This window comes from Brachybacterium sp. Marseille-Q7125, assembly GCF_023062615.1.
Taxonomy (GTDB): Bacteria; Actinomycetota; Actinomycetes; order Actinomycetales; family Dermabacteraceae; genus Brachybacterium.
In genome coordinates this window covers 1-564 of the sequence record NZ_JALLAL010000146.1, presented here as the reverse complement: position 1 = coordinate 564, position 564 = coordinate 1, and the positions used below count along the sequence as shown (strand labels likewise).

At 64.7% G+C, this 564-nt stretch carries 2 protein-coding genes and 1 other annotated feature; of the genes, one reads left to right on the top strand and one right to left on the bottom strand.

Translation table 11 applies throughout. From position 1 onward, the window contains the following. Positions 1-297, top strand: a 297-nt coding sequence (locus tag MU407_RS14120) for a transposase (protein WP_246958435.1), incomplete at its 5' end; no start/stop codon positions are given. Next, positions 258-386: a sequence feature (AL1L pseudoknot), on the top strand. It overlaps the preceding gene by 40 nt. On the opposite strand, the gene MU407_RS14115 is transcribed toward MU407_RS14120, so the two are convergent. Further along, positions 303-564 (bottom strand): hypothetical protein (locus MU407_RS14115; RefSeq protein ID WP_246958433.1); only part of this gene is annotated, 262 nt, incomplete at its 5' end. It overlaps the preceding feature by 84 nt.

Below are 564 nucleotides of genomic sequence, written 5' to 3'. Positions count from 1 at the left end.
GACGAGCTGCGTGAGCGAGCGGTTCGTATGGTTCTCGATGCGCTCGAAGACGACCCCGGCTCCCAGCGCGGAGTCTTCCGCCGGGTCGGCGAGCAACTCGGAGTCAACTCCGAAACGCTGCGCGGCTGGGTCCGTCAGCGCCAGGTCGATGCCGGCGACCGGCCCGGCACCACCACAGCAGAGGCCGAACGCATTCACGAGCTGGAGAAGGAAGTCCGCGAGCTGCGGCGGGCGAACTCGATCTTGAAGTCGGCCTCGGCTTTCTTCGCGGCGGAGCTCGACCGCCCATCGCGCTGACCTGCTCATACATCGATGAGCACAAGGAAGAGTTCGGAGTCGAGCCGATCTGCCAGACCCTGCGAGAAGCAGGGCTCCAGATCGCTCCGAGCACCTACTACGCCCGCCAGCACCGTCCCCCCTCCGCGCGTGAACAGCGCGACGAGGTCCTGAAAGAGGAGATCACCGAAGTGCATCACAAGAACTTCGACGCGTTCGGGGCCAGGAAGATGCACATCGTTCTCAATCGCGAAGCAGACACCCGAGGCAGAGGTCATGTCGCCCGCT